Here is a 19,795-nt window from a genome sequence, read left to right as displayed (position 1 = left end):
CCCGTTCGGCGATTTTATCCGTCGCAAATGTAAGCGGTTACATTGCATGAAAGACCACGCTGAATTCCCCAGAATCGCGGTCGTCGGCAGCCTCAACGTCGACCTCGTCACGCACGCGCCGCGGCTGCCCGTGCCGGGCGAAACGCTGCTCGGCACCGCGTTTCGGACGGTCTCCGGCGGCAAGGGCGCGAATCAGGCGGTGGCGGCCGCGCGCCTGGGCGCCTCGGTCGCGATGATCGGCTGCGTCGGCAACGATGCGTTCGGCGCGCGCCTGCACGACGCGCTTGCGGCAGAACGCATCGACCTGACGCACGTACACCGGATCGACGGCGCAGCAACCGGCGTCGCGACGATCACGGTCGATGCGAGCGGGGCGAACAGTATCGTCGTCGTGCCCGGTGCGAACGCGCGCCTCGATGCCGCAACGATCGACGCGGCGCGCGACGCGATCGCCGGCGCGGCGCTGATGGTGTGCCAGCTCGAGGTGCCGATGGAAACCGTGGTGCGCGCGATCGACCGTGCGCGCGCCTGCGGCACGCCGGTGCTGCTCAATCCTGCGCCCGCGCGGCCGCTGTCCGACGCGTTGCTGGCGCGGCTCGAGTACCTCGTCGTCAACGAAACGGAAGCGGAGTCGCTGACCGGCATCACGGTCGGCGACGACGCCTCGGCAGTGCGCGCCGCAGACGCATTGCACGCGAAGGGCGCCGGCAATGTGCTGGTCACGCTCGGCGCGCGCGGCGTCTGCTGGCGCGGCAGCGCGGGCAACGGCCGCCACCCGGCGCTGGCAGTGACGGCCGTCGATACGACGGCGGCCGGCGACACGTTCGTCGGCGGGTTCGCGGCCGCCCGGGCGGGCGGTGCGTCAATGGACGATGCCATCGCGTTCGGCCAGCGGGCTGCCGCGATCAGCGTCACGCGCCACGGCGCGCAGACGTCGATTCCGACCCGCGAGGAAGTGCAGCACACGACCGCATAGATTCCGCGACGACGGAACAGCCGGCTGAGCCGGCACCCATCAGAAACATGGAGACAACTGCAATGAACGAAAACCACGCTGTTCCGGCCGCGCCGCCCGGTATCCGACGCGGACAACGTATCGCGCTCGCGCTGCTGATGGTGAGCGGGATCGTCAATTATCTCGACCGAGGCACGCTGGCCGTCGCGAGCTCGGCAATCCGTGCGGATCTCGGACTGTCGCTTTCGCAGATGGGCCTGCTGCTGTCGGCATTCTCGTGGAGCTATGCGCTGTGCCAGTTTCCGGTGGGCGGCCTGGTCGATCGCATCGGTCCGCGCCGGCTGCTCGGCGTCGGGCTGATCGTCTGGTCGATCGCGCAGGCAGCGGGCGGCATGGTGTCGACCTTCGGCTGGTTCATCGTCGCGCGCATCGTGCTCGGTATCGGCGAGGCGCCGCAGTTCCCGTCGGCCGCGCGGGTCGTGAGCAACTGGTTTCCGCTGCGCGCGCGCGGTACGCCGACCGGCATCTTCAATGCGGCGTCGCCGCTTGGCACCGCGCTCGCACCGTTGCTGCTGTCGGTGCTCGTCGCGTCGTTCGACTGGCGCCTGGCGTTCGTCGCGACCGGTGCGCTCGGTCTCGTCGTTGCCGTCGTCTGGTTCGCGCTGTACCGCGATCCGGCTCGCGCGCAGTTGAGTGCGGCGGAACGCGGGTATCTCGATGCCGATGCGCAGACTGCCGCCGCCGCGCCGAAGCTGACTTTCGCCGACTGGCGTAGCCTGTTCTCGCACGGCACGACGTGGGGCATGCTGATCGGATTCTTCGGTTCCGTGTATCTGAACTGGGTATACCTGACGTGGCTGCCGGGATACCTGACGATGGAGCGTCACATGAGCCTCATTCGCACCGGGTTTGCGGCGTCGGTGCCGTTCCTGTGCGGCTTCGTCGGTTCGCTCGTCGCCGGCTGGCTGTCCGATTTTGTCACGCGCCGCAGCCGCTCGCCGGTCGTGAGCCGGCGCAATGCGGTGGTCGTCGCGATGCTCGGGATGGTCGCGTTCACGATTCCGGCCGCGCTCGTGCAGAGCAATACCGTTGCGCTCGCATGCATTTCGGTCGTGATCTTTCTCGCGAATGCGGCATCCGCGTGTTCGTGGGCGCTCGCGACGGCCGCCGCGCCGCCGAGCCGCGTCGCATCGCTCGGCGCGATCCAGAATTTTGGCGGTTTCATCGGCGGTGCACTCGCGCCGATCCTGACGGGCGTCATCGCGCAGAAGTGGTCGTTCGTGCCGGCGCTGCTGACGGCCGCGGCGATCGCGTTCGCCGGTGCGATGGCTTACCTGCTGCTGGTGCGCAAGCCGATTCCCGAGCAGGCGGCCAGCGCCGCGCCCGGACCGCTGCCGGCCTGAGCGTCGCGGTCACACCGCGTATTTACTGAAGCAAGGAGAAAAAGATGCAACACCATCAGCAGTCGACCGCGGCCATCGAGGGGATCGTGCCGGTGATGCTGACACCGTTCGACGATGCTGGCGCGATCGACTATGCCGGGCTCGAGCGACTCATCGAGTGGTATCTGGCGCACGGCTCGGATGCGCTGTTCGCGGTCGCGCAGTCGAGCGAGATGCAATTCCTGAGTCTGGCCGAACGGGCGGAACTCGCGCGTTTCGTCGTCGATCGCGTGGCCGGGCGCGTGCCCGTCGTCGCGTCCGGCCATATCAGCGACGATCTCGATTCGCAGGTCGCCGAGCTGTGCGCGGCGGCCGAATCGGGTGCGCAGGGCGTCGTGCTCGTGACGAACCATCTCGATCCGCAGCGCAAGGGCAGCGCCGCGTTTCTGGACCATCTTCACGCGCTGCTCGCCCGGCTGCCGTCGGATCTGCCGCTCGGCCTGTACGAATGTCCGGCGCCTTATCGACGGTTGCTCTCCGATGACGAACTGCGTGCGTGCATCGATACCGGCCGCTTCGTGATGCTCAAGGACGTGAGCTGCGACCTGGAAACGGTGAAGCGGCGCGTGGCGCTCGCCGCCGGGTCGCCGCTGAAGGTCCTGAACGCGAACGCCGCAATCGCCTGGGATGCGATGAAGGCGGGGTCCGCCGGCTTCAACGGCGTGTTCACCAACTTCCATCCCGATCTGTATCAGTGGCTGCGCACGCAGGGCGATTCGGATCCGGCGCTCGCCGAAGAATTGGCGACGTTCCTGGTGGTGTCGGCGGTGTCCGAAGCGCTGGGTTATCCGGCGCTCGCGAAAATCTATCACCAGCGGATCGGCACCTTCGAGTCGATTCGCTGCCGCGTAATCGATTACGACGTACGCGAGCGGTTCTGGGCGCTCGACGCGGTGCTCGACAAGATCGTCGCGGGTACCGAGCATTTCCGTCGGAGAATCGCAGCGCGCTGACGGGCGGTCAGCAGTGCGCGCGCGAGGCATTGCCCCCGCGCGCGCTCGCGACCCGCGGACGTCGTACCGACGAAAAAAACGCCGCGCGATGCGGCGTCTTCCGGCAGCTTACATATTCGGATAATTCGGCCCGCCACCGCCTTCCGGCGTGACCCACACGATGTTCTGCGTCGGGTCCTTGATGTCGCAGGTCTTGCAGTGCACGCAGTTCTGCGCGTTGATCACGAGGCGGTCGCTGCCGTCGTCGTTCTTCACGAACTCGTATACCGCCGCCGGGCAGAACCGTCCCTCCGGCCCCGCGTAGGTGCGCAGGTTCACGTTCACCGGCACGCTCGCGTCCTTCAGCGTCAAGTGCGCCGGCTGGTTCTCTTCGTGGTTCGTGTTCGAGATGAACACCGACGACAGCCGGTCGAACGTCAGCTTGCCGTCCGGCTTCGGATACTCGATCGGCGTGCATTGCGACGCGGGCTTCAGCATCTCGTGGTCCGCATGCTTGTGGTGCAGCGTCCACGGCACGTTGCCGCCCATCACCTTCTGCTCGAGCCCGACCATCAGCGTGCCGAGGTACAGCCCCTTGGCCATCCACTGCTTGAAGTTGCGCGCGCGGTACAGCTCGGTGTACAGCCACGACTGCTGGAACGCGTCCGGGTAGGCGTGCAGCTCGTCCGACTGGCGGCCGGCCTGCACCGCATCGAACGCCGCGTCGGCGGCCAGCATGCCGGTCTTGATCGCCGCGTGGCTGCCCTTGATGCGCGATGCGTTCAGGAAGCCCGCATCGTCGCCGATCAGCGCGCCGCCCGGGAACACCGTCTTCGGCAGCGACAGCAGCCCGCCCGCGGTGATCGCGCGTGCACCGTACGACACGCGCTTGCCGCCTTCGAGGAATGCGCGGATCGACGGATGCGTCTTGTAGCGCTGGAACTCCTCGAACGGCGACAGGTACGGGTTCGTGTAGCCAAGCCCAACCACGAAGCCGGCCACGACCTGGTTGTTGTCCATGTGGTACAGGAACGAGCCGCCGTAGGTATCCGACTTCAGCGGCCAGCCGGCCGTGTGGATCACGAGGCCCGGCTTGTGTTTCGCCGGATCGATTTCCCACAGCTCCTTGATGCCGATCCCGTACGCTTGCGGATCCGCGTTCGCGTCGAGCTTGAACTTCGAGATCAGCTGGCGGCCCAGATGACCGCGGCAGCCTTCGGCGAACAGCGTGTACTTCGCGTGCAGTTCCATGCCGAGCTGGAAGTTCTCGGTCGGCTCACCGTCCTTGCCCACGCCCATGTTGCCGGTGGCGACGCCCTTCACCGAGCCGTCGTCGTTGTAGAGGATCTCCGCGGCCGGAAAGCCGGGGAAGATCTCGACGCCGAGCGCTTCGGCCTGTGTGCCGAGCCAGCGCGTGACGTTGCCCAGCGAGATCACGTAGTTGCCGTGATTCTTGAAGTTGTCGGGCAACGCCCAGTTCGGCGTCGTGACCGCGCTCTGCTCGGACAGGAACAGGAAGCGGTCCTCGGTCACCTCGACGGTGAGCGGCGCGCCGCGTTCCTTCCAGTCGGGGAACAGCTCGGTGATCGCGCGCGGGTCCATCACCGCGCCCGACAGGATGTGCGCGCCGATCTCGGAACCCTTCTCGAGCACGCACACGCCGATCTCGGCGCCTTTCTCGGCGGCCAGCTGCTTGAGCCGGATCGCCGCCGACAGCCCGGCGGGGCCGCCGCCGACGATCACGACGTCGTATTCCATCGATTCGCGCGGGCCGTATTGCTCGATGAGGCTTGCGGGGGTCATTGGCGTTCCTCTAACCGTTAGAATGCTTTTATTCGGGAGCGTATTGTCTGCGAAACGAAACGCTTGCCGCAACAGCGCGGCGCTAGATTAGCACGATCGTTCTATTTTCTGTGCTAGGGTTATGCTGCTCGAGCGGGCATCCGCCGCGGCAAACGACATCGAAAGGGGATGTGCAATGGGTCGATCGATCAATCTGGAAGGCAAGGTCGCGCTGGTTACCGGCGCATCGAGCGGCCTCGGGCAACGCTTCGCGCAGGTGCTGTCGCAGGCCGGCGCGAAGGTCGTGCTGGCGAGCCGCCGGGTCGAGCGCCTGAAGGAACTGCGCGCGGAGATCGAGGCGGAGGGCGGCGCCGCGCATGTCGTGTCGCTCGACGTGACGGACGTGCAGAGCATCAAGGCGGCCGTTGCGCACGCCGAGACGGAAGCCGGCACGATCGACATCCTCGTGAACAATTCGGGCGTGTCGACGATGCAGAAGCTCGTCGACGTGACGCCGGCCGATTTCGAGTTCGTGTTCGACACCAACACGCGCGGCGCATTCTTCGTCGCGCAGGAAGTCGCGAAGCGCATGATGATGCGCGCGAACGGCAACGGCAAGCCGCCGTACCGGATCATCAACATCGCATCGGTGGCCGGGCTGCGCGTGTTTCCGCAGATCGGGCTGTACGCGATGAGCAAGGCGGCCGTCGTGCAGATGACGCGGGCGATGGCGCTCGAATGGGGGCGTCACGGGATCAACGTGAACGCGATCTGCCCAGGCTATATCGACACCGAAATCAATCACTACCTGTGGGAAACCGAACAAGGCCAGAAGCTGCAGTCGATGCTGCCGCGCCGGCGCGTCGGCAAGCCGCAGGATCTCGACGGGCTGTTGCTGCTGCTCGCGGCCGACGAGTCGCAGTTCATCAACGGTTCGATCATCTCCGCCGACGACGGCTTCGGCCTCGCGTGAGCGGACGCCATCCAGTAACGAAGAAGAGTGCAATGAGCGAATATTCCCGCGTATTTGAAATGTCGATGCCGATCCGCTGGGGCGACATGGACGCGTTCGGCCACGTGAACAACACGGTCTACTTCCGTTACATGGAACAGGCGCGGATCTCGTGGTTCGAGCAACTCGGCATCGCGGGCGGCAATGGCGAGGGACAGGGGCCCGTGGTCGTCACGGCGTCGATGGAATTCCTGAAGCAGCTGCACTATCCGGGCGACGTGATCGCGAGGATGTCGGCCGCCAAACCGGGCCGCAGCAGTTTCGACACCGGCTTCGAGCTCTCGCGTGCGGACGATCCGCAGCATGTGTATGCGCGCGGCAACGCGCGCTGCGTGTGGGTCGACTATGCGCTCGGCAAGTCGGTGCCGCTGCCGCAGCTGCTGCGCGACACGATCGAGCGCGCGCTCGCCGCCAAGGTCGACTGAACGTCGAAGCCGGCGCCGCGGCGCCGATGCGGGTGTGCAGCCATACCCGTGCCTGCCGGAATCGGCCGCCTCGCGCGGCCGATTGCGTTTGCGTGCAGCGGCTACTGGCCGAGCAGGCGTTGCAGCAGCTCCGGCGTATTGCTGGTGCCGTACTTGCGCATCAGCCGCGCACGGTAGATGTCGACGGTGCGCGAACTGATGTCGAGCACGCGTCCGATCTGCTTGCTGGTCTTGCCGGTCGCGAGCTGGGCTGCGATCTCCCGCTCGCGCGGCGTCAGCTCGACCGCCACGCGGCGCGTCGCGCTCAGGTCTTCGAAGGTCCATACGCCCACGGCGAGCGGCGCGGTGCGATCGAGCGCGCGGCCGGTCACGTGGCACCAGAACAGCTCGCCGTCCGCGCGCTTCATGATTCTGTCGTCGCCGTACGTGCCATTCGCGACCATCACGCGCGAAATGCGCTCGCCGATGCGCTGAAACTCGTCCGGCGACGGATACAGTACTTCGTAGGACTTGCCGATCAGATCGGTCCGCGCGCAGCGGAAGATCGCCGCGAGTGCGTCGTTGCAGTCCTCGATCACGCGGTCGCGCGACATCACGAGGCCGAGCGGCGCGAGGTGAAAGGCAGTCTGGTAATCGAGTGCGGGCATGGCGCGGGGCAGCGGAGGCAAATGCTTATGTAGTTTTGCGTATTGTGCCGCATCCGCGCCGCATCGTACCCTTGCCGGCATCTCGTGGCGCTTCGTCGCGACATAAAAACAGCGCGCCTCGCGCAGGCCACGCCGCGCATGCATAGAATGAGTGCGGCGGGCTTGCGGGCCAGTCGGCGCGTGAACCGGTTTTGCTGGTTTCCATAGAGGAAGGGACATACAGATGAACAAAGTCTATCCCAGCGCGGCTGCCGCGCTGGAAGGGATCGTCCGCGACGGACAGACGTTCGCGGTCGGCGGCTTCGGCCTGTGCGGGATCCCCGAGGCGCTGATCGCGGCGCTGCGCGACTCCGGCGTCAAGGACATCACCTGCATCAGCAACAACGCGGGCGTCGACGGTTTCGGCCTCGGCCTGCTGCTCGAAACGCGCCAGATCAAGAAGATGATCTCGTCGTACGTCGGCGAGAACAAGGAGTTCGAGCGCCAGTACCTGGCCGGCGAGCTCGAGCTCGAATTCACGCCGCAGGGCACGCTCGCCGAGAAGCTGCGCGCCGGCGGCGCCGGCATCCCGGCATTTTTCACGAACACCGGCTACGGCACCGTGATCGCCGAGGGCAAGGAAACGCGCCAGTTCGGCGATCGCCATTATGTGCTCGAGCCGTCGCTGACCGCCGACGTCGCACTCGTGAAGGCATGGAAGGCCGACAAGTCGGGCAACCTGATCTATCGCCGCACCGCGCGCAACTTCAACCCGATGTGCGCGATGGCCGGCAAGATCACCGTGGCCGAGGTCGAGGAGATCGTCGAGAACGGCGCGCTCGATCCCGACCAGGTCCATACGCCCGGCATCTTCGTGCAGCGGATCGTGCTGAACGCGACGCCCGAAAAACGCATCGAACAACGCGTCGTACGCGCGAAAGGAGACTGACATGGCCTGGAATCGTGACCAGATGGCCGCGCGCGCGGCGAAGGAACTGCAGGACGGCTTCTACGTGAACCTCGGCATCGGTCTGCCGACGCTCGTCGCGAACCACGTGCCGGCCGGCGTCGAAGTGTGGCTCCAGTCGGAGAACGGCCTGCTCGGCATCGGCCCGTCGCCGACCGACGAAGAGGTCGATGCCGATCTGATCAACGCCGGCAAGCAGACCGTCACGACGCTGCCCGGCTCGTCGATCTTCTCGTCGGCCGATTCGTTCGCGATGATTCGCGGCGGCCACATCAACCTCGCGATCCTCGGCGCGATGCAGGTCAGCAAGAACGGCGATCTCGCGAACTGGATGATCCCCGGCAAGATGATCAAGGGGATGGGCGGCGCGATGGATCTCGTCGCGGGCGTGAAGCGCGTCGTCGTGCTGATGGAGCACGTCGCGAAGGGCGACCAGCACAAGATCCTCGAGGAATGCAACCTGCCGCTGACGGGTGTCGGCGTGGTCGACCTGATCATCACCGATCTCGGCGTGATCGAAGTGACGCCGGACGGCCTGAAGGTGCTCGAGCTCGCCGACGGTGTCGGCGTCGACGAAATCCAGGCCAAGACGGGCGCGCCGCTCGACGTGAGCGCGGTCGCATAAGCAAGGTCTGACTCCGTCGGCCATCGACGCCCCGCGTTCCGCCACGGAACGCGGGGCGTCTTGCCATCGAGGCATCGATCGGGCGGTCAGCCGATCACGCGATCGCACCGCCGCCGTCGACCAGCACCGTCGAGCCGGTCGCAAACGGCGTCGTCGCGAGGTAGACGATCGCGTTCGCGACGTCCTCGGCCTGGCCCACGCGGCGTGCGGGCAGGCGTTGCGCGGCGCCGGCGTACATGGCGTCGCGTGCGTCGGGCGCGAGCTTGTTCCACAGCGGCGTCGCGATCAGGCCCGGCGACACCGTGTTCACGCGCACCGGCGCCAGCTCGAGCGCCAGCCCGCGGGCCAGCGCCTCGAGCGCCGCGTTGATCGCGCCTTGCAGCACCGACGACGCGCTCGGCCGCACGCTCAGGAACCCCGACACGAACGACAGCGAGCCGCCGGGCGCGATGTCGATCGAACGCGCGACGCGATAGGCGCCCCAGAACTTGCTGTCCATCGCGGCCTGCGCATCGGCGAGCGCCAACGTGCGCACCGGGCCCGTCGCCGTTTGCGCGGCCGAGATCACGACATGGTCGAAGCGCCCGGTGCGCGCGCAGAACGCGTCGACGGCTGCCGTATCGGTGATGTCGAGCGCTTCGCCGCGCACCGCAGCGCCTGGCGCGGCCGCCGCGCCGGCCCGCTCGGGGTGGCGCGAGGCGATCGTCACGACCGCGCCGCGTTGCGCGAATGCATGCGCGGCCGCGGCGCCGATGCCGGAGCTGCCGCCGACGACGAGGACTTTCTTGCCGCTGAGTGAATCGTTCATGCTGGTCCTTCCGAAGTGAGGGGAGAGGGCGATCCGGTCAGATCGTTTCGGTTTCGCGCAACGTCGCCGGGCTGCGCAGCGCGAAGCGCGCGATGTCGTCCTTGCGCATGAACGCGACGCCCGGATGCGAGCGCGCGTAATCGAGGAACGTGTCCCATGCGCGGACCATCTGCGGCGTGCCGCTGATCCGGTCGTGCGCGCTGATCGACATCAGGCGCCGTCGCTGTCCGGCTTCCGCGTACAGCTGGTCGAAATCGAGCTTGATCTGCTCGACGAACTTCGTCGGCGAATAATTGCGGCCTTCGATCAGCAGGATGTCGTTGTTGCGCAGCGTGTACGGCACGACCGCGAAGTCGCGGCCGCCGACCGTCTCGATGAAAGGCTCGTCGCGGCTGACGTCGTCGATGTGATACAGGTAGCCGAGCTCCTGCAGCAGCGGCAGCGTATGCGGGCCGCGCCGCAGCCAGTTGCAGTTGTAGCCGACCGGGCGCTGGCCCGTGACCGCTTCGACCATGTCGCGAGCCTCGACGAGGAAGCGGCGCTCTTCGTCGCGGCTCATCGCGAACTGCGAGCGCCAGGTCGGACCGTGCGCGGCCGCCTCGTGGCCGCGCGACACGATCTCGCGCGCCAGCTCGGGATGGCGGCGTGCGGCTTCACCGATCATGTGCGACGTGACTTTCACGCCGTGCCGGTCCCACAGGTCGAGCAGGCGCGGAATGCCTTCACGGTAGCCGTACGCGAACCACGTCGCCGACGCGAGGTCGGCCGGCACCGACGGCGGGAACTCGACCGGCGGGAACGGGCTGTCCGCGCCCTTGGGCGGTTGTCCACCGGCCTCGAACTGCATCGAGATCGAGATCACGAGCCGGATGCCGTCCGGCCAGAAGGTGCCGGCCTGCGCATCGGCCGCGGCCGGTCGCGGGCCCGGTGGCGTTGCGGCCGCGGCCGCGCTGGACGCGCCCGTGGCGGCCGCGACGCCGGCTACGAGCCCGGCGCCGGCCTGGGCGAGAAAGGTGCGGCGCGGCGAAGGTTGCGCCTGATTCGATGGTTCGTGCGTCATCGTGTGCTCCTGCTCCGTTAGCCGACCAGCCCGAGCTGACGCATCAGCGTCAGGTTGTCCTCGATATGCCAGTTCTCCGCGATCCGGCCGTGATCGACCCGGTAGATGTCGGTCGCGATGAAGTCGATGGCCTGTCCGCTCCCGGCCGTTCCGTTGAAGGTGCCGGAGAAATGGCCGCGAAAGTGCAGGTGCACGACGACCCGGTCGCCGGCGACGATCATCTGTTCGATGTCGCAATGCAGGTCCGGGATCGCAGTGCGCATCGTTCTGGACGCGGCGAGCGGCCCGGCGATGCCCTGTTCGCGGCCGGCCGGCAACGTGCGGTCGGTGAAATCGGCGGCGAGCGCGGCCTGCGCGAGGGCCGCGTCGCCGGCATCCCAGAACGTGACGTAGCGGCGCGCGGCGAGGATCTGCGCGCGTGCCTGCGCGGCCGGCACATCGGCGGCGACGATCAGGCCGTGCGGCTCGACGAGGCTCGCCGCATGGGCGGCGGCAGGCGCCAGCGCCGCGACGCACGCGGCCGCGGCGATCGCGCGTGCGAGCGGCCGCGCGACGGAAGAAAGACGGATTGGCATGGTGATTGGGTCCTGTGTGCAGCGTCGTGCGACGACGCGGAACAGGTATGGTAGGTTTCCGTTCTTCATGCAAATACGGGCGTGGCACGAATGGATTATTCGAAAAAAGGAAAGGTTACGGCGAAACGAGGGCGCCGATGCTGATCGACGATCTCCCCGCGCTCGAGACCTTCGCGCGCATCGTGTCGGCCGGCAGCCTGTCGGCGGCGGCGCGCGAGCTGGACCTGTCGCTGTCGGTGGTCAGCAAGCGGCTCGCGCATCTGGAGTCGCGGCTCGGTGTGCGGCTGTTGCACCGGACCACGCGCCAGCAGACGCTGACCGACGACGGCGCGCAGTTTCACGCCCAGGTGCTGCGCATCCTGGCCGAAATCGAGCGGGCGGAAACGCTGATGAGCGACCGGCGCGGCACGGTCAACGGGATGCTGCGCGTGACGGCGCCCGGCGAGCTCGGCCGCGTGCGGATCGTGCCGCTGGTCGCGGCGTTCCAGCGGCAGCATCCGGCGTTGACCGTGCAGCTGATGCTCACCGACACGATCGTCGACCTACTCGCGCAGGACATCGACGTGGCCGTCCGGATCGGCAGCCTGGCCGATTCGACGATGATCGCGCGCGAGCTGGCGCCGAATCACCGCGTGCTGTGCGCGGCGCCGAGCTACGTCGCGACGCACGGGCTGCCGGCCCATCCGGCCGACCTGCGGGCACACCGATGCATCGTGCTCGGCGATCAGCCGCGCACCGAATGGCGGTTCGACGGCGCCAACGGCAGCGTGGCCGTCGACGTCACGGCCGCGCTGCTCACCAACGACGGCGGGGCGGCCCGGTCGTTCGCGCTCGAAGGCGCGGGCATCGCGCTGAAGTCGATCTGGGACGTCGACGCCGATTTCGACGCCGGCACGCTCGTGCGCGTGCTGCCGGCGTTCGCGGCGCCGGCCGCGCCGCTGCATGCGGTCTATCCGGGCGGCCGGCACGTGCCGTTGCGCGTGCGCGCCTTCGTCGAGTTCCTGCGCGAGCAGTTGCGCGACGCGTGGCAGCCCGGCGCGTGAGCCGAGGCGGGGCGAGCGATGCGCGCGAGGGTCGCGGCTTGCGCGACGCGCCGCCGCGGCGAAGCGGTTTACAATCGTTCGCACCGGCCGGCACGCGCCGCCCGCGCTCGACAGGATGCCCACGATGCCCATCATTTCAGCGAATCCACCGGTTCCCCGCCAGCGTCGCGTGCAGTGTGCGAGCGCGGCCGGCCTGCACCACGTCGCGTATACGGAATGGGGCGATCCCGCCAATGCGCGCGTGCTGGTCTGCGTGCACGGCCTGACCCGTTCCGGGCGCGACTTCGATCGCCTCGCGGCCGCGCTGTCCGATACCTATCGCGTCGTGTGCCCCGACGTGGTCGGGCGCGGCCGCTCGGACCGGCTGGCCGACCCGCGGTTCTACACGATCCCGCAGTACGTGGCGGATATGGTGACGCTGATCGCGCGGCTCGACGTCGAGTCGGTCGACTGGTTCGGCACGTCGATGGGCGGGCTGATCGGCATCGCGCTCGCGGGGCTGCCCGGTGCGCCGCTGCGCAGGATGATCGTCAACGACGTCGGTCCGCGCATCGAGCCCGACTCGCTCGTGCGCATCGGCGAATACCTCGGCGTGCAGCCGCGCTTCGCCACGTGCCAGGAAGGCGTCGACTACCTGACGTCGCTGTCGCTGCCGTTCGGCGCGCTGACTGCCGACGAATGGCGCGAGATCAACGAGCCGCTGCTTTGCGAGCTGCCGGACGGCGGCTGGACGATGCGCTACGACCCGCGCATCGCCGAGCCGTTCAAGGCGACCACGCCCGAGCTGGCCGCGGCCGGCGAAGCGGCGTTGTGGCACGCGATCGAAGCGACCGATGCGTCGCTGCTCGTCGTGCGGGGCGAAACGTCGGACCTGCTGTCGCGCGACACGGTGGCCGAGATGATGCAGCGCGGCCGGCACGTGACGCAGGTCGAGATTCCGGGCGCGGGCCATGCGCCGGCGTTCGTCAGCGCGGAGCAGATCGCGCTTGCCCGCCGGTTTTTCGTCGAAGGCGCCGCGTAAACGCGTCATAATATGCGGTTCGGCGGCGCGCGGGCCGCGTCGTCGCCGCTTGTTCACCCATTCACACGACCGGAACATTTCATGGCAGTCATTCGTCACCACGTCGGCGCCCGTCTCTCCGAAACCGCGATCCACAACGGTACCGTGTACCTGGCCGGCCAGATCGCCGAAGACACCACGCAGGACATCCGCGGCCAGACGCGCGAAGTGCTCGGCCACATCGACCGCCTGCTCGCCGAAGCGAACAGCGACAAGGCGCATCTGCTGTCGGTGCAGATCTACATCTCCGATCTCGCGAACTTCGACGGCATGAACGCCGAGTGGGACGCGTGGGTCGCGGCGGGCAATACGCCGCCGCGCGCGACCGTCGAAGCGAAGCTCGCCGATCCGGCGGTGCTCGTCGAGATCGTCGTCGTTGCCGCCCAGCGGAGCTGAGCGAAGCATCACGATGACCGCAATATCCCGGGCCGTGCGATGACCGAATCCGCTTCCGCTTCTTCCGTCGCGGCGCCGTCGTTCGACGACGTGCTCGCGTTCGTGCGCGAGCGGGCCGGCGCCGCGCGCCTGTCGACGGGCGAGCTGCTTGCCGATCACTCGGCTGGCACCGCGTCGATCATGCGCACGCTGAACGTCGATCCGCACGCGATGCAGGCGGCCGCGCTGTTCGTGCTGACGCCGCATCTGAGCGACCCCGAACGCGAGCTGACCGAGCGCTTCGGCGAAGAGGTCGCGCGGCTCGTCGCCGATGTGCGCAAGCTGCTGCGGCTCGGCACCGTCAGCCTGCGCGCGGCGCAGAACGCGATGCCCGACGCCGGGCGCGACGCCGCGCAACAGCGGCGCACGCAGATCGAGGCGCTGCGCAAGATGCTGCTCGCGTTCGCGCAGGACATCCGCGTGGTGCTGATTCGCCTGGCGTCGCGCCTGCAGTCGCTGCGCTACTACGCGGCCGCGAAGGCCGATCCGCCGCCCGACGTGGCGCGCGAGACGCTCGAGATCTACGCGCCGCTCGCGAACCGTCTCGGCATCTGGCAACTGAAGTGGGAGCTCGAGGATCTCGCGTTCCGCTTCGAGGATCCGGTCACCTACAAGCGCATCGCGAAGCTGCTCGACGAGAAGCGCATCGAGCGCGAGGCGTACGTCGCACAGGCGATCGAGCGGCTGCAGCACGAGCTCGCGCAGGCGCATATCCCGGCCGACGTGAGCGGCCGGCCGAAGCACATCTACAGCATCTGGCGCAAGATGCGCGGCAAGGAGCTCGATTTCTCCGAGCTGTACGACGTGCGCGCGTTCCGCGTGATCGTGCCCGACATCAAGGATTGCTACACGGTGCTCGGCATCGTCCATCACCTGTGGCAGCCGGTGCCGAAGGAGTTCGACGACTACATCTCGCGGCCGAAGCCGAACGGCTACAAGTCGCTGCATACGGTCGTGATCGGCGACGACGGCCGCGCGTTCGAAGTGCAGATCCGCACGCAGGAAATGCATCGCTTCGCCGAGTACGGCGTCGCCGCGCACTGGCGCTACAAGGAAGCCGGCGTGCGCGGCTACGGCGGCCAGTTCTCGGCGAGCGACAAGTACGACGAGAAGATCGCGTGGCTGCGCCAGCTGCTCGCGTGGAAGGACGACGTCGAGGACGGCGGCGAAGTGTCCGGCGATCAGGCGTGGGCGCAGCTGCGCGAGACCTCGCTCGACGACGACCACATCTACGTGCTGACGCCGCAGGCGCGCGTGATCGCGCTGCCGCAGGGCGCGACGCCGGTCGACTTCGCCTATCACCTGCACAGCGAGCTGGGCCATCGCTGCCGCGGCGCGCGTGTCGACGGCGCGATGGTGCCGCTCAACACGTCGCTCGCGAACGGCCAGACGGTCGAGATCGTCGCGGTGAAGGAGGGCGGGCCGTCGCGCGACTGGCTGAACCCGCAGCTCGGCTACCTGAAGAGCTCGCGCGCACGGCAGAAGGTGCGCGCGTGGTTCAACTCGATCGAGCAGGAAGAAAACATCGCGCACGGGCGCGCGCTCGTCGAAAAGACGCTGCAGCGCGAGGGCAAGACGTCGGTCAACCTCGACAATCTCGCCGCGAAGCTCGGCTTCAAGTCGCCCGACGATCTGTTTTCGGTCGTCGGCAAGGAAGAATTCAGCCTGCGCAACATCGAGCAGGCGCTGTCCGATGCGCCGCCGCCCGAGCACGCGCCCGAGGCGCCCGCCGACTTCGAGAAGCGCAGCAGCGGCGCGAGCGTCGCGCACGGTGCATCGACCGGCGTGCTGGTGGTCGGCGTCGATGCGCTGCTGACCCAGCTGGCGCGCTGCTGCCGCCCGGCGCCGCCCGACCCGATCAGCGGCTTCGTGACGCGCGGCAAGGGGATGTCGATTCACCGCAGCGACTGCCCGACCTTCGTGCGGATGGCCGAGCGCGCGCCCGAGCGCGTGCTGCAGACGACGTGGTCTGCGGACGTGCTGGGCGGGCGCGGCGCGTCCGTCTATCCGGTCGATCTGATGATCGAGGCGAGCGACCGGCAAGGGCTGCTGCGTGACATTTCGGAAGTCTTTGCGCGCGAGAAGATGAACGTGGTCGGCGTGAAGACGCAGAGCCGCCGCAACACGGCGTTCATGCAGTTCACGGTCGAGGTGTCGAATGCCGCGCAGGTGCAGCGCGCATGCACGCTGCTCGGCGAAGTGCAGGGCGTCGTGCGGGCCGGACGCAAGGCATGACGCGGCCGCACATGATCGCGCCCCGTCATTTTGCTGCAACCGCATAAATAGCTTGCCAAGGAAACGCTCGCCCCATATAATCTTAGCTTCACTAGGCTCGTAGCTCAGCTGGTTAGAGCACCACCTTGACATGGTGGGGGTCGTTGGTTCGAGTCCAATCGAGCCTACCAACGAATTGAGAATGCCCGGTTTTCCGGGTGTTCGATGCAGTAAATAACTCAACGCGAACAAGGCGAATACGGTTATGACACCGCGAACGTTGACCGAAACCTTTTCGGAGCGACGCTAGTCGAGGAACGTTTTCGCCCTTTCAGTCTGAGTGAAGTATCGAATGCGGCCCCTCGAAAGCGGGGCCGCATTTTTTTTGTCGCGAAATTCCGCGCGTGACTTTGAGGTTGCGTGCCTGGTTTGCCGCCCACTGTCGGCATCACGGAGATTGCCATGGTTTCGATACGCTTGCCTGACGGCTCAGTTCGACAATACGAGCATCCGGTGACAGTTGCCGAGGTTGCGGCCTCGATCGGTCCCGGCCTTGCGAAGGCTGCGCTTGGTGGCAAGCTCGACGGCGAGCTCGTCGACACGTCCACGGTCATCGATCGCGATGCATCGCTCGCGATCGTCACCGACAAGGATGCCGACGGTCTCGACATCATCCGTCACTCGACCGCCCACTTGCTCGCATACGCGGTGAAGGAGCTGTATCCGGAAGCGCAGGTGACGATCGGGCCGGTCATCGACAACGGCTTCTATTACGACTTCGCGTACAACCGTCCGTTTACGCCCGAAGATCTCGAAAAGATCGAAAAGCGCATGCAGGAGCTCGCGAAGAAGGATGAGCCGGTGACGCGCCGCGTGGTGTCGCGCGACGAGGCGGCCGGCTATTTCCGCAGCATCGGCGAGAAGTACAAGGCCGAGATCATCGAATCGATTCCGCAAAGCGACGAAATCAAGCTCTACTCGCACGGCGGCTTCACCGATCTCTGTCGTGGCCCGCACGTGCCGTCGACCGGGAAGCTGAAGGTCTTCAAGCTGATGAAGGTCGCCGGCGCGTACTGGCGCGGCGATTCCAAGAACGAGCAGCTGCAGCGCATCTACGGCACGGCCTGGACGAAGAAGGAAGACCAGGATCAGTACCTGCACATGCTTGAGGAGGCGGAAAAGCGCGACCACCGCAAGCTCGGCAAGCAGCTGGATCTGTTCCACATGCAGGAAGAGTCGCCGGGCATGGTGTTCTGGCATCCGAAGGGCTGGGCGCTGTGGCAGCAGGTCGAGCAGTACATGCGTCGCCGAGTGAACGATGCCGGCTATCTCGAGATCAAGACGCCGATGATCATGGACCGCTCGCTGTGGGAAGCGTCGGGCCACTGGCAGAACTACCGCGAGAACATGTTCACGACGGAGTCGGAGAAGCGCGACTACGCGATCAAGCCGATGAACTGTCCGGGTCACGTGCAGGTGTTCAAGCATGGGCTGCGCTCGTACCGCGACCTGCCGCTGCGTTATGCCGAATTCGGTTCGTGCCATCGCAACGAGGCGTCGGGCGCGCTGCACGGGCTGATGCGCGTGCGCGGCTTCGTGCAGGACGATGCGCACATCTTCTGTACCGAAGATCAGTTCATCGCGGAGTCGATCGCGTTCAACACGCTGGCGATGAGCGTGTACAAGGACTTTGGCTTCGAGCACATCGACATCAAGCTGTCGCTGCGCCCCGAGCAGCGCGCGGGCACCGATGAAACCTGGGATCGCGCCGAGCAGGGGCTGCGCGATGCGCTGACCGCGTGCGGCCTGACGTGGCAAGAGTTGCCGGGCGAGGGCGCGTTCTACGGCCCGAAGATCGAGTACCACATCAAGGATGCGCTCGGCCGTTCTTGGCAATGCGGCACGCTGCAGCTCGATATGGTGCTGCCGGAGCGCCTCGGCGCCGAGTACGTCGCGGAAGACAACAGCCGCCGCCGGCCGGTGATGCTGCACCGTGCGATCGTCGGTTCGATGGAGCGTTTCCTGGGCATTCTGATCGAGCACCACGCCGGCGCGATGCCGGTCTGGCTCGCGCCGTTCCAGGCAATTGTGCTCAATATCGCCGAAAGTCAGGCCGAATATGCGCAATCTCTGGCCCAAACGTTGCAAAAACAAGGGGTTAGGGTGGCGGCAGATTTGCGCAACGAGAAGATTAGCTATAAAATACGCGAGCACACGCTGGAAAAGGTGCCTTATCTCCTCGTCGTGGGCGATAAGGAGCGTGATGCGCAAACGGTAGCCGTGCGTGCCCGTGGCGGCGTCGATCTTGGCGTTATGCCGGTCGAAGCCTTCGTTGAGCGTCTGCAGGAAGACCTGCGCTCGTTCAAGTAACCGCCCTGGCAGCGCGGCTCGTTTTTTTAATTTTTAGAGGAAACGTAACATCGCTACTGATAAGTCGTCGCATCGCATCAACGGTGAAATCACTGCGCCGGAAGTGCGTCTGGTCGGGATCGAGAACGAACCGCTCGGTATCGTGAAACTCGCTGATGCTTTCCGTAAATCGGAAGAGTTGGACGTTGACCTCGTGGAAATCGCGCCGCAAGCGGTTCCGCCGGTCTGCCGCCTGATGGATTACGGCAAGTTCAAGTATCAGGAGTCCAAGAAGCAGCACGAAGCGAAGCTGAAGCAGAAGGTCATCCAGGTGAAGGAAGTCAAATTCCGCCCGGGTACCGATGACGGTGACTACAACGTCAAGCTTCGCAACCTTCTGCGCTTCCTCGAAGAGGGCGACAAGACGAAGATCACGTTGCGTTTCCGCGGCCGTGAAATGGCTCACCAGGAGATCGGTATGCGGATGCTGGAGCGTCTGCGCACGGATCTCGAGGAAGTCGGTCAGGTCGAGCAGATGCCGAAGATGGAAGGGCGCCAGATGATCATGGTGCTCTCCCCGAAGAAAAAGAAGTAACGAGCCCGCGCGCTGGTCGCGCAGGTTCGGCAAGTGGTTCGGCGCGTGGCCCGGTCAGGGCGGCGCGCCAACGATGACGGCGGCTGCGCGAGCGGTTCGCCGTACACAAGTGGACTGGGTTTCGAAGGGCGGGTCGAGGGCGCAAGCCAACCGCACACCCATCGCCATCAAATAAACTGGAGTTATTCGTCATGCCTAAGATGAAGACCAAGAAGAGTGCTGCAAAGCGCTTCGTGGTGCGTCCGGGCGGTACCGTCAAGCGCGGTCAAGCCTTCAAGCGCCACATCCTGACCAAGAAAACCACGAAGAACAAGCGTCACCTGCGCGGCGCAACGGCAGTTCATGATTCCGATCTGAACTCCGTCCGCGCGATGCTGCCGTTCGCGTAACCCCTCAACTGATACTCTAAGGAGCGAAACATGCCTCGAGTCAAACGTGGGGTAACCGCACGGGCCCGTCACAAGAAGATCATCAACCTGGCCAAGGGTTATCGCGGCCGTCGCAATAACGTCTACCGCATCGCCAAGCAGGCGGTGATGCGCGCTGGCCAGTACGCGTACCGCGATCGCCGCAACAAGAAGCGTGTGTTCCGCGCACTGTGGATCACGCGTATCAACGCGGCAGTTCGCCAGCACGACATGACCTACAGCGTGTTCATCAACGGCCTGAAGAAGGCGTCGATCGAACTCGACCGTAAGGTGCTGGCCGACATGGCGGTGTTCGACAAGGCTGCTTTTGCTGCGATCGTCAAGCAGGTGAAAGCCGCCGTTGCAGCCTAATTGCGAAATTAGCACTGCGTGGTTAGTTGCAGCGATGTTCCGGTAGTTTCGGCCGCTGCAGCGAAAACGGGGCTCTTCCGAGCCCCTTTTTTGTTTGGCGGGCAGATTTGC

Annotated in this window: 20 protein-coding genes and 1 tRNA gene; 16 read left to right on the top strand and 5 right to left on the bottom strand. The window is 66.3% G+C overall.

Going from position 1 to position 19,795, the window contains the following annotated elements:
* Positions 1 to 46: 46 nt before the first annotated feature.
* From rbsK to C3Y15_RS22740, 3 genes are all read left to right on the top strand, one after another.
* Positions 47 to 976 carry a ribokinase gene (gene rbsK, locus C3Y15_RS22750; RefSeq protein ID WP_034193324.1) on the top strand — a complete coding sequence of 310 codons (930 nt, stop codon included), beginning with the start codon at positions 47 to 49 and terminating at the stop codon, positions 974 to 976.
* A gap of 62 nt (positions 977 to 1,038) precedes the next feature.
* The gene (locus C3Y15_RS22745; protein ID WP_069246215.1) at positions 1,039 to 2,358 is read left to right on the top strand and encodes an MFS transporter; all 1,320 of its coding nucleotides are present in this window, start codon (positions 1,039 to 1,041) and stop codon (positions 2,356 to 2,358) included.
* A gap of 44 nt (positions 2,359 to 2,402) precedes the next feature.
* On the top strand, positions 2,403 to 3,350 hold the full coding sequence (locus C3Y15_RS22740; RefSeq protein ID WP_059475939.1) for a dihydrodipicolinate synthase family protein: 948 nt from the start codon (positions 2,403 to 2,405) through the stop codon (positions 3,348 to 3,350).
* A gap of 108 nt (positions 3,351 to 3,458) precedes the next feature.
* Here the strand turns inward: C3Y15_RS22740 and C3Y15_RS22735 are convergent, their stop codons facing one another.
* Entirely contained in the window at positions 3,459 to 5,132 is a 1,674-nt protein-coding gene (locus tag C3Y15_RS22735) for an electron transfer flavoprotein-ubiquinone oxidoreductase (protein ID WP_069246216.1), read from the bottom strand.
* A gap of 175 nt (positions 5,133 to 5,307) precedes the next feature.
* On the opposite strand from C3Y15_RS22735, the gene C3Y15_RS22730 reads away from it, so the two are divergent.
* Together C3Y15_RS22730 and C3Y15_RS22725 are read left to right on the top strand one after the other, a co-directional pair.
* Positions 5,308 to 6,084, top strand: a complete 777-nt coding sequence (locus tag C3Y15_RS22730) for an SDR family oxidoreductase (protein WP_011884532.1) — start codon at positions 5,308 to 5,310, stop codon at positions 6,082 to 6,084.
* Between the two features lie 32 nt (positions 6,085 to 6,116).
* Positions 6,117 to 6,548 carry a thioesterase family protein gene (locus C3Y15_RS22725; RefSeq protein WP_014722899.1) on the top strand — a complete coding sequence of 144 codons (432 nt, stop codon included), beginning with the start codon at positions 6,117 to 6,119 and terminating at the stop codon, positions 6,546 to 6,548.
* A 101-nt stretch (positions 6,549 to 6,649) separates the two neighbouring features.
* Here the strand turns inward: C3Y15_RS22725 and C3Y15_RS22720 are convergent, their stop codons facing one another.
* Positions 6,650 to 7,195: a PAS and helix-turn-helix domain-containing protein gene (locus tag C3Y15_RS22720; RefSeq protein ID WP_011884534.1), complete on the bottom strand. Its 546-nt coding sequence runs from the start codon at positions 7,193 to 7,195 to the stop codon at positions 6,650 to 6,652.
* A gap of 223 nt (positions 7,196 to 7,418) precedes the next feature.
* Here C3Y15_RS22720 and C3Y15_RS22715 point away from each other — a divergent pair, with 223 nt between their 5' ends.
* Both C3Y15_RS22715 and C3Y15_RS22710 read left to right on the top strand, forming a co-directional pair.
* Positions 7,419 to 8,123, top strand: a complete 705-nt coding sequence (locus C3Y15_RS22715; RefSeq protein ID WP_014722901.1) for a CoA transferase subunit A — start codon at positions 7,419 to 7,421, stop codon at positions 8,121 to 8,123.
* A 1-nt stretch (position 8,124) separates the two neighbouring features.
* Entirely contained in the window at positions 8,125 to 8,766 is a 642-nt protein-coding gene (locus C3Y15_RS22710) for a CoA transferase subunit B (RefSeq protein WP_014722902.1), read from the top strand.
* Positions 8,767 to 8,860: 94 nt separating this feature from the next.
* Here C3Y15_RS22710 and C3Y15_RS22705 read toward each other — a convergent pair whose 3' ends face one another.
* From C3Y15_RS22705 to C3Y15_RS22695, 3 genes are read right to left on the bottom strand one after another with little or no spacing between them, the layout of a single operon-like run.
* Positions 8,861 to 9,574, bottom strand: coding sequence for an SDR family oxidoreductase (locus C3Y15_RS22705; protein WP_069246217.1), 714 nt, complete (start codon positions 9,572 to 9,574; stop codon positions 8,861 to 8,863).
* A gap of 37 nt (positions 9,575 to 9,611) precedes the next feature.
* Positions 9,612 to 10,634, bottom strand: coding sequence for a polysaccharide deacetylase family protein (locus tag C3Y15_RS22700; RefSeq protein ID WP_059624093.1), 1,023 nt, complete (start codon positions 10,632 to 10,634; stop codon positions 9,612 to 9,614).
* 17 nt (positions 10,635 to 10,651) lie between these two features.
* Positions 10,652 to 11,209, bottom strand: a complete 558-nt coding sequence (locus C3Y15_RS22695) for an ester cyclase (RefSeq protein ID WP_059694789.1) — start codon at positions 11,207 to 11,209, stop codon at positions 10,652 to 10,654.
* A gap of 137 nt (positions 11,210 to 11,346) precedes the next feature.
* Between C3Y15_RS22695 and C3Y15_RS22690 the strand changes: the two genes are divergently transcribed.
* The 9 genes from C3Y15_RS22690 (at position 11,347) to rplT (ending at position 19,684) form a co-directional block, all read left to right on the top strand.
* Positions 11,347 to 12,252, top strand: a complete 906-nt coding sequence (locus C3Y15_RS22690; protein ID WP_059668455.1) for a LysR family transcriptional regulator — start codon at positions 11,347 to 11,349, stop codon at positions 12,250 to 12,252.
* 124 nt (positions 12,253 to 12,376) lie between these two features.
* Positions 12,377 to 13,273 carry an alpha/beta hydrolase gene (locus C3Y15_RS22685; RefSeq protein ID WP_069246374.1) on the top strand — a complete coding sequence of 299 codons (897 nt, stop codon included), beginning with the start codon at positions 12,377 to 12,379 and terminating at the stop codon, positions 13,271 to 13,273.
* 81 nt (positions 13,274 to 13,354) lie between these two features.
* A complete protein-coding gene (locus tag C3Y15_RS22680) occupies positions 13,355 to 13,708 on the top strand; it encodes a RidA family protein (protein ID WP_011884545.1) in 354 nt (117 codons plus the stop codon).
* A gap of 39 nt (positions 13,709 to 13,747) precedes the next feature.
* On the top strand, positions 13,748 to 15,982 hold the full coding sequence (locus tag C3Y15_RS22675) for a bifunctional (p)ppGpp synthetase/guanosine-3',5'-bis(diphosphate) 3'-pyrophosphohydrolase (protein ID WP_011884547.1): 2,235 nt from the start codon (positions 13,748 to 13,750) through the stop codon (positions 15,980 to 15,982).
* Between the two features lie 93 nt (positions 15,983 to 16,075).
* Positions 16,076 to 16,152: transfer RNA gene (locus C3Y15_RS22670), tRNA-Val, on the top strand.
* A 271-nt stretch (positions 16,153 to 16,423) separates the two neighbouring features.
* Positions 16,424 to 18,331, top strand: coding sequence for a threonine--tRNA ligase (gene thrS / locus C3Y15_RS22660; protein WP_011884549.1), 1,908 nt, complete (start codon positions 16,424 to 16,426; stop codon positions 18,329 to 18,331).
* 49 nt (positions 18,332 to 18,380) lie between these two features.
* Positions 18,381 to 18,905: a translation initiation factor IF-3 gene (infC, locus tag C3Y15_RS22655; protein ID WP_072465527.1), complete on the top strand. Its 525-nt coding sequence runs from the start codon at positions 18,381 to 18,383 to the stop codon at positions 18,903 to 18,905.
* 191 nt (positions 18,906 to 19,096) lie between these two features.
* Complete coding sequence (rpmI, locus tag C3Y15_RS22650; RefSeq protein ID WP_004191477.1) at positions 19,097 to 19,294, top strand: 50S ribosomal protein L35; 198 nt, start codon at positions 19,097 to 19,099, stop codon at positions 19,292 to 19,294.
* Between the two features lie 30 nt (positions 19,295 to 19,324).
* Positions 19,325 to 19,684 (top strand): 50S ribosomal protein L20, encoded by a 360-nt coding sequence (gene rplT / locus C3Y15_RS22645; protein ID WP_004192938.1) that lies wholly within the window; start codon positions 19,325 to 19,327, stop codon positions 19,682 to 19,684.
* The last annotated feature ends 111 nt before the right edge of the window (positions 19,685 to 19,795 follow it).

Source organism: Burkholderia sp. B10, from assembly GCF_004368385.1.
Lineage (GTDB): Bacteria > Pseudomonadota > Gammaproteobacteria > Burkholderiales > Burkholderiaceae > Burkholderia > Burkholderia vietnamiensis.
Note: the sequence above shows the minus strand (reverse complement) of the source record. Positions and strands in the feature narration are given on the sequence as shown.

Excerpts from the sequence above, each read along its gene's own strand:
- C3Y15_RS22715 (WP_014722901.1), top strand. The coding sequence starts at position 7,419 with ATGAACAAAGTCTATCCCAGCGCGGCTGCCGCGCTGGAAGGGATCGTC.
- rpmI (WP_004191477.1), top strand. The coding sequence starts at position 19,097 with ATGCCTAAGATGAAGACCAAGAAGAGTGCTGCAAAGCGCTTCGTGGTG.
- C3Y15_RS22710 (WP_014722902.1), top strand. The coding sequence starts at position 8,125 with ATGGCCTGGAATCGTGACCAGATGGCCGCGCGCGCGGCGAAGGAACTG.
- C3Y15_RS22740 (WP_059475939.1), top strand. The coding sequence starts at position 2,403 with ATGCAACACCATCAGCAGTCGACCGCGGCCATCGAGGGGATCGTGCCG.
- C3Y15_RS22685 (WP_069246374.1), top strand. The coding sequence starts at position 12,377 with ATGCCCATCATTTCAGCGAATCCACCGGTTCCCCGCCAGCGTCGCGTG.
- C3Y15_RS22690 (WP_059668455.1), top strand. The coding sequence starts at position 11,347 with ATGCTGATCGACGATCTCCCCGCGCTCGAGACCTTCGCGCGCATCGTG.
- rbsK (WP_034193324.1), top strand. The coding sequence starts at position 47 with ATGAAAGACCACGCTGAATTCCCCAGAATCGCGGTCGTCGGCAGCCTC.
- C3Y15_RS22675 (WP_011884547.1), top strand. The coding sequence starts at position 13,748 with ATGACCGAATCCGCTTCCGCTTCTTCCGTCGCGGCGCCGTCGTTCGAC.
- C3Y15_RS22730 (WP_011884532.1), top strand. The coding sequence starts at position 5,308 with ATGGGTCGATCGATCAATCTGGAAGGCAAGGTCGCGCTGGTTACCGGC.
- C3Y15_RS22720 (WP_011884534.1), bottom strand. The coding sequence starts at position 7,195 with ATGCCCGCACTCGATTACCAGACTGCCTTTCACCTCGCGCCGCTCGGC.
- C3Y15_RS22700 (WP_059624093.1), bottom strand. The coding sequence starts at position 10,634 with ATGACGCACGAACCATCGAATCAGGCGCAACCTTCGCCGCGCCGCACC.
- C3Y15_RS22735 (WP_069246216.1), bottom strand. The coding sequence starts at position 5,132 with ATGACCCCCGCAAGCCTCATCGAGCAATACGGCCCGCGCGAATCGATG.
- thrS (WP_011884549.1), top strand. The coding sequence starts at position 16,424 with ATGGTTTCGATACGCTTGCCTGACGGCTCAGTTCGACAATACGAGCAT.
- C3Y15_RS22695 (WP_059694789.1), bottom strand. The coding sequence starts at position 11,209 with ATGCCAATCCGTCTTTCTTCCGTCGCGCGGCCGCTCGCACGCGCGATC.
- C3Y15_RS22745 (WP_069246215.1), top strand. The coding sequence starts at position 1,039 with ATGAACGAAAACCACGCTGTTCCGGCCGCGCCGCCCGGTATCCGACGC.
- C3Y15_RS22680 (WP_011884545.1), top strand. The coding sequence starts at position 13,355 with ATGGCAGTCATTCGTCACCACGTCGGCGCCCGTCTCTCCGAAACCGCG.
- C3Y15_RS22725 (WP_014722899.1), top strand. The coding sequence starts at position 6,117 with ATGAGCGAATATTCCCGCGTATTTGAAATGTCGATGCCGATCCGCTGG.
- rplT (WP_004192938.1), top strand. The coding sequence starts at position 19,325 with ATGCCTCGAGTCAAACGTGGGGTAACCGCACGGGCCCGTCACAAGAAG.
- C3Y15_RS22705 (WP_069246217.1), bottom strand. The coding sequence starts at position 9,574 with ATGAACGATTCACTCAGCGGCAAGAAAGTCCTCGTCGTCGGCGGCAGC.